General features: G+C 39.9%; 1 protein-coding gene. It reads right to left on the bottom strand.

Annotated elements, in window-relative coordinates:
- The coding region (locus tag Q0881_RS17810) for a hypothetical protein (RefSeq protein WP_299163337.1) at positions 1–253 on the bottom strand (253 nt) is incomplete at both ends.

The following is a 253-nucleotide window of genomic DNA, read 5'->3' as shown; positions in this document are numbered from 1 at the left end:
TTGTATGCGTAATACTTGTCATAACTCCATTTATACATAAACTAGGTGTACTTGAAGCTGCACTCACAGTACTATTTGACATTACTGTTATGGTTCCTGTTGCATTCGCACTTCCACAACCTCCTGTCAAAGGGATGTTATAATTGTATACTCCACTAACTGTTGGTGTTCCACTGATGGTAATTACATCATTTAACCATGTAGCTGTTACTCCTGCTGGTAAACCTGTTGCAACTCCTATTCCTGTGGCTCC

It is taken from the genome of uncultured Tenacibaculum sp., from assembly GCF_947494125.1.
In the GTDB taxonomy this organism is placed as follows: Bacteria; Bacteroidota; Bacteroidia; order Flavobacteriales; family Flavobacteriaceae; genus Polaribacter.
This window is presented reverse-complemented; position numbering and strand designations above follow the sequence as displayed.